The organism is Protofrankia sp. CiP1_Cm_nod2 (genome assembly GCF_920664355.1).
Lineage (GTDB): Bacteria > Actinomycetota > Actinomycetes > Frankiales > Frankiaceae > Protofrankia.
Genome location: NZ_CAKKTL010000197.1, coordinates 1 through 5,395 on the forward strand (window position 1 = coordinate 1; position 5,395 = coordinate 5,395).

The window sequence follows — 5,395 nt, forward strand, 5'->3', positions numbered from 1 at the left end:
GGCGGGGACGGCAGCGGCGGCGGCACCGCTGGCGGCAGCGCTGGCGGCACCGGCGGCGGCGATGGCGCGGCGGCCGGCGCGCTGCTGAAGATCCCGCGGTCGGCCGCCGACAACGACCTGATGGGACGCGAGGCCGCGGCGCTGCGGCAGCTGGCCGGCAGGGGGGAGAAACGGTTCGCCGCCTACGTCCCCCGTCTCGTCGAGGCCTTCCGGCACCGCGCCGGCGCCGGCGGCGAGCTACGCCAGGTGAACGTCATCGAGCACGTCCACGGCTTCCGCTCACTGGCCGAGCTGCGTGCCGTGTGCCCGGACGGGCTCGACGCCCGCGACGTCGCGTGGATGTGGCGACGGCTGCTCGTCGCCCTCGGGTACGCCCACCGGGCCGGGGTCGTGCACGGCGCCGTCGTGCCCGACCATGTGCTCGTCCACCCCGACGACCACGGCCTGGTCCTGGTCGACTGGTGCTACTCGGTCGTCATCGCCCCGGACGGCCCGGGCGCTGCCGGCGGCCCGGGTGGCGCGGCCGGGCATGTGCCGGCGATGGTGGACCGTTTCGCCGGCATGTACCCGCCGGAGGTCGCGGCCCGGCAGCCGCCGGGCGCGGCCACCGACATCCACCTGGCGACGAAGTGCATGACGTACCTGCTGCGCGACGACGCCCCCCGCCCGCTCCTGCGGTTCGCCCGCGGGTGCACACTGCCCGCCATGTCCCGCCGGCCACGCGACGCCTGGCGTCTGCTCGGCGAGTTCGACGAGCTGCTGGAACGGCTCTACGGCCCGCGCCGTTTCCGGCCGCTGCGCGTCCCGGCCGCATCCCCCGGCACCGGCGGGTGCCCCTGAACGAGCCCGGCACCCGTCGCCACCACCGCACCGTTCCGTCTCACCGGACCGTCCGATATCACCGTCCGTCCGTCCGTCCGTCCGTCCGTCCGTCCGTCCTCGTCCTTGTTCTCGCCCGTTCTTGTTCTCGTTCTCGTCCTCGTTTTTTTTGTCCTTGTTTCTGTCCTCGTTGTTTTTCGTTTCTACCGGAGGAATCCCATGGGCAGCGGAGCCTGGTCCACCGACGTCTACGCCGCGGCCGCGAGCTACCGGAAGCGCAGCGGACGCGGCGCGTTCCACTACAGCGACAGCGTCCGTAGCGGCAGCCCGCGCGACAGCTGGAAAGCCCACCCCGGCCTCGACCCGCACGGCGTCGGGACGCGCGAGAGCCGCGACAGCGACGAGCACCCGACCTCGCTGGCCATCGGCGTCCTGTTCGACGTGACCGGGTCGATGGGGCAGGTGCCGCGCACCCTGCAGACCAAGCTGCCCGACCTGCTCGGCCTGCTCATCCGCAAGGGATACGTCGACGACCCGCAGATTCTCTTCGGCGCGGTCGGCGACGCCACCTGCGACCGGGTGCCCCTGCAGATCGGCCAGTTCGAGTCCGACAACCGGATGGACGACCATCTCGGCAACATCTTCATCGAAGGCGGTGGCGGCGGGCAGAAAACGGAATCCTACGAACTGGCCCTGTACTTCATGGCCCGCCACACCTCGACCGACTGCTACGAAAAGCGCGGCAAGCGCGGCTATCTCTTCCTCATCGGGGACGAGATGCCCTACCGGCGGGTCAAGCGGAAGGAGGTCGCCGCGGTCATCGGCGACAAGCTGGCCGAGGACATCCCGGTCGAGCACATCGTCGCCGAAGCGCAGCGCAGGTACGAGTTGTACTACATCCTCCCGCAGGGGGCCTCGCACGCCGGGGACAGCGAGGTGCTCGCCGCCTGGCGCACCCTGCTCGGACAGAACGTCATCGAACTGGACGATCTTGACGCCGTGTGCGAGACGATCGCGCTCACCATCGGCCTGGCCGAAGACGCCATCGACCTGGACGAGGGCCTGGGGCACCTGAACGAGACCGGCGGCGACGCACCGGTCGACGCCGTCGGCAAGGCGCTCGCCGCGTACGCGCGGGACCGCGGGGCGGTGGTCGTCTCCGACAGCCTGCCAGGCCCCGACGACGGCCCGAAGGGGATCACCCGGCTGTAGGACGCCGGCCAGCGGCCAGCTGGAGGGAGGAAGGCCCGTCGTGTCACACCGTCACGTCCCGCCCGGTCATGTCCCCGGCCGTGTCCCCGGCCATGTCATCGTCGTCGACCTCGGGTTCGGTGACGCGGGCAAGGGGACGGTCGTCGACCACCTGTGCGCGCGGGCGGCCGCGCGGGGCCGGCCGGTGCGCGCGGTGATCCGTTTCAACGGCGGTGCCCAGGCCGCCCACAACGTGGTCACCGATGACGGCCGGCACCACACCTTCGCGCAGATCGGCTCGGGGGCGTTCACCGCGGGCACCGCCACCCACCTCTCCCGCCACATGCTCGTCGACCCGCTCGCGCTGGCCGCCGAGGCCGACCATCTGGAGGCGGCCGGGGTGCCCGGCCCGCTCGCCCGGCTGACCGTCCACCGGGATGCCCTGCTCACCACCCCGTACCACGTGGCGGCGAACCGGGCGCGCGAGCGGGCCCGGGTGCCGGCCCGGCACGGCTCGTGCGGCATGGGCATCGGCGAGACCGCCGCCTACGCCCTGGCCCACCCCGAGGACAGCCCCCGGGCCGGGGACTGCCTCGCCCCCGCCCGGCTGCGCCGCGTCCTGACCACGTTGCGTGACCGGCTGGCCGACGAGCTGGGCCCGCCGGCCGTGGCCGCGCCCGCGGTCGACGACTGCGTGGCGGCCTTCCGCGCCTTCGCCGACGCCGTCGAACTCGTGGACGACGGGTACGTCGGCCGGCTGCTGCGCGGCGGGCCGGTGGTGTTCGAGGGCGCCCAGGGCGTGCTCCTCGACGAGTGGCACGGCTTCCACCCCTACACCACCTGGTCGACGACCACCCCCGCGAACGCGGACAAGCTGCTCGCGGACGCCGGGATGGCGGGGGAGGCGCTGCGGCTGGGGGTGGTGCGCGCCTACACCACCCGGCACGGCGCCGGCCCCCTGGTCACCGAGGACGCGGAGCTGACCGCCGCGCTGCCCGACGTCCACAACGGCACCGGCCCCTGGCAGGGCGCCTTCCGGGTAGGCCACTTCGACGCGGTGGCCCACCGGTACGCCGTCGACGTCATCGGCGGAGTGGACGCGATCGCGCTGACCCACCTCGACTCGGCCGCCCGTCTCGGCCCGGCCGCGCACGTCGGCCCGGCCGTGTATGTCGGCTCGGCCGCGCACATCGACATGACCGCCCGACTCGACCGGGCCGCGCGCCTCGACGCGGTCGCCCGTCTCGGTGCGGCCGCCCGGCGGCGTCTGGCCGTCTGCCGTGCCTACGAGATCGACGGTGTGCCGGTCACCCGGCTGGCGCCGCGACCGCCCGGCGACCTGGTGGGCCAGGCGCGGCTGACCAGCCGGCTGGCGCGGGCGCGGCCCGTCCTCGAGCCCGTCCCGGACGCCGCCGCCTGGCCCGGGCTGGTAGGGGAGGCGCTCGAAGCCCCGGTGACCCTGCTCTCCCACGGTCCGCGCAGCCGCGACAAGATCTCTTACGGGCCGCGTAACCGCGGCGAGATCTCCCTTGGCGTCACATCCGGTGTCAGCGGTCCGCCGGCGTCTCCGCCAGCCAGCGCTCGCGTACCTCGTCGGTGATCTCGCTGGGCTGGGCGGCCGGCTGCCCGATGCGGATGTGGTTGCCGAAGGGGTCGCGCAGCCCGCAGTCGATGCCGTAGGGCTGCTCGGTCGGCTCCTGGGTGAACTCGACGCCGCGGGCCCTGAGCTCCTCGTAGGTCCTGCGACAGTCGTCGGTACGCAGGATGAAACCGAGGCCCATCGCGCCCTTGGTCACCAGCTCGCGGACCTGGGCGGCGGTCTGCTCGCTCATGGCCGGCGGGCCGGGCTTCTCCAGCAGGATCTCGCGCTCGGGGTGGCCCGGGACGCTGACCGTCGGCGGGCAGCAGCCCGACATAGCGCCACAGGCTGGCGGGGCCGGCCTCGATGGACTCCCGGGTGACCCGGCGTAGCACGGAGTCGTCGTAGGCAATCTCCAGCGGGGCGAAGCACTCGATACAGACATGCGTCGGAGAGAGCGGATAGGTGGCGCCGCAGTGGCGACATGACAGGGCAACCGCGGGATTGACGACGTCCGGGCTGATCGTTGCGAGGCGCTCGGGAGCGACTGTCATCTGTGAAACTCCTCATCTTTCCCGAGAGCCGGATGCGTCTCAGGACGGAATTAGCACCTGCCACGCACTGATGCGGGTGGTTGCCGGGGCTTCACTGGGCCGGTCCCTCTGCCCCTCTGGATGAGCCGTATGCGGTTGTCAGTCCGTACTGTAGTCCGTGTGCGGTCTGACGTATACCGTTGGTTCGAGCATAGGACGTACTACGGGCGGGACTTCTCACCAGGGGAACTACTGGCCCGTAAGGCAGGGCCGATCAGCGTGGTGCTGCCCGCGTTGAACGAGGCGGCCACCGTCGGCGCGATCGTCTCGGCGGTCCGCCGCGATCTTATGGTCGCGGTGCCTCTCGTCGACGAGATCGTCGTCATCGATCCGGGGTCGGTGGACGCGACCGCCTCCGAGGCGGCCGCCGCGGGCGCGGCGGTGTTCGCCGAGGAGCGCATCCTCACCGGCTACGGGCGGGTCGCCGGCAAGGGCGAGGCCCTGTGGAAGTCCCTGTACGCCACGTCCGGGGACATCGTGGTCTTCGTCGACGCCGATCTGGAGGACTTCGACGCGAGCCTGGTCACCGGGCTGCTCGGGCCGCTGCTGACCGAGGGCGCGGTCTCCTACGTCAAGGCGTCCTACGACCGGCCGCTGGCCGGGGGGCTGCTGCCCGGCGGTGGCGGCCGGGTCACCGAACTCGTCGCGCGCCCCCTGCTCAACCTGCACTGGCCGCAGCTCGCCGGGCTGGTGCAGCCGCTGGCCGGTGAGTTCGCCGGCCGGCGGGCCCTGCTCGAACAGCTGCCGTTCGTCTCCGGCTACGGCATCGAGTTCGCCCAGGTCGTGGACGTGCTCTCGCTGCTGGGAGTGGACGCCCTCGCCCAGGTCGAGGTCGGCCGCAAGGTCCACCGCCACCAGTCCGACGAGGCCCTTGGACGGATGGCCGCGGAGATCATCCACGCGGCGTGGAGCAGGCTGGGTGTCCACGCCGGCTCCCTCGGCGGGACGCTGACCCAGTTCGGGCGCGGTGACAGCGGGCTGGAGCCGCGCACCCATCAGGTGGTGGTGCGGGAGCGGCCACCTATGATCACTGTTCCGGAGTACGCCGCCCGCTACGCCCGGCTGTATCACGGCCCGGTGGAAAGCGGCTGACTGACCGGGCCCCGCCGCGCCGGGCGGGCCGCCACGGGCAGGGCCCGGATCACCCCGGACAGGCGGATCATCCCGGACGGGCGGCCCCACCAGGTGACAGCCCCGGCGCCGTGGCACGGCA

Annotated in this window: 5 protein-coding genes, 1 pseudogene and 1 riboswitch; of the genes and pseudogenes, 4 read left to right on the plus strand and 2 right to left on the minus strand. The window is 72.8% G+C overall.

Annotated features, from left to right (window positions below):
• The 3 genes from NBW84_RS18685 to NBW84_RS18695 all read left to right on the plus strand — a co-directional run.
• On the plus strand, nt 1-840 hold an 840-nt coding region (locus tag NBW84_RS18685; RefSeq protein WP_250286032.1), incomplete at its 5' end, for a lipopolysaccharide kinase InaA family protein.
• A 198-nt stretch (nt 841-1,038) separates the two neighbouring features.
• Nucleotides 1,039-2,031: a hypothetical protein gene (locus NBW84_RS18690; RefSeq protein ID WP_250286033.1), complete on the plus strand. Its 993-nt coding sequence runs from the start codon at nt 1,039-1,041 to the stop codon at nt 2,029-2,031.
• Nucleotides 2,032-2,071: 40 nt separating this feature from the next.
• Entirely contained in the window at nt 2,072-3,610 is a 1,539-nt protein-coding gene (locus NBW84_RS18695) for an adenylosuccinate synthetase (protein WP_250286034.1), read from the plus strand.
• Here NBW84_RS18695 and NBW84_RS18700 read toward each other — a convergent pair.
• Together NBW84_RS18700 and NBW84_RS24505 are read right to left on the minus strand one after the other, a co-directional pair.
• Complete coding sequence (locus tag NBW84_RS18700; RefSeq protein ID WP_250286035.1) at nt 3,558-3,926, minus strand: VOC family protein; 369 nt, start codon at nt 3,924-3,926, stop codon at nt 3,558-3,560. The two genes, NBW84_RS18695 and NBW84_RS18700, sit on opposite strands and share 53 nt — an antisense overlap.
• A pseudogene (locus tag NBW84_RS24505) lies at nt 3,907-4,143 on the minus strand (protein NinF); the annotation flags it as partial. The gene NBW84_RS18700 and the pseudogene NBW84_RS24505, both read right to left, overlap by 20 nt.
• Nucleotides 4,144-4,152: 9 nt before the next feature.
• Nucleotides 4,153-4,270, minus strand: a riboswitch (SAM riboswitch).
• A gap of 32 nt (nt 4,271-4,302) precedes the next feature.
• On the opposite strand from NBW84_RS24505, the gene NBW84_RS18705 reads away from it, so the two are divergent.
• Nucleotides 4,303-5,274, plus strand: a complete 972-nt coding sequence (locus NBW84_RS18705) for a glucosyl-3-phosphoglycerate synthase (protein WP_250286036.1) — start codon at nt 4,303-4,305, stop codon at nt 5,272-5,274.
• Nucleotides 5,275-5,395: the final 121 nt, after the last annotated feature.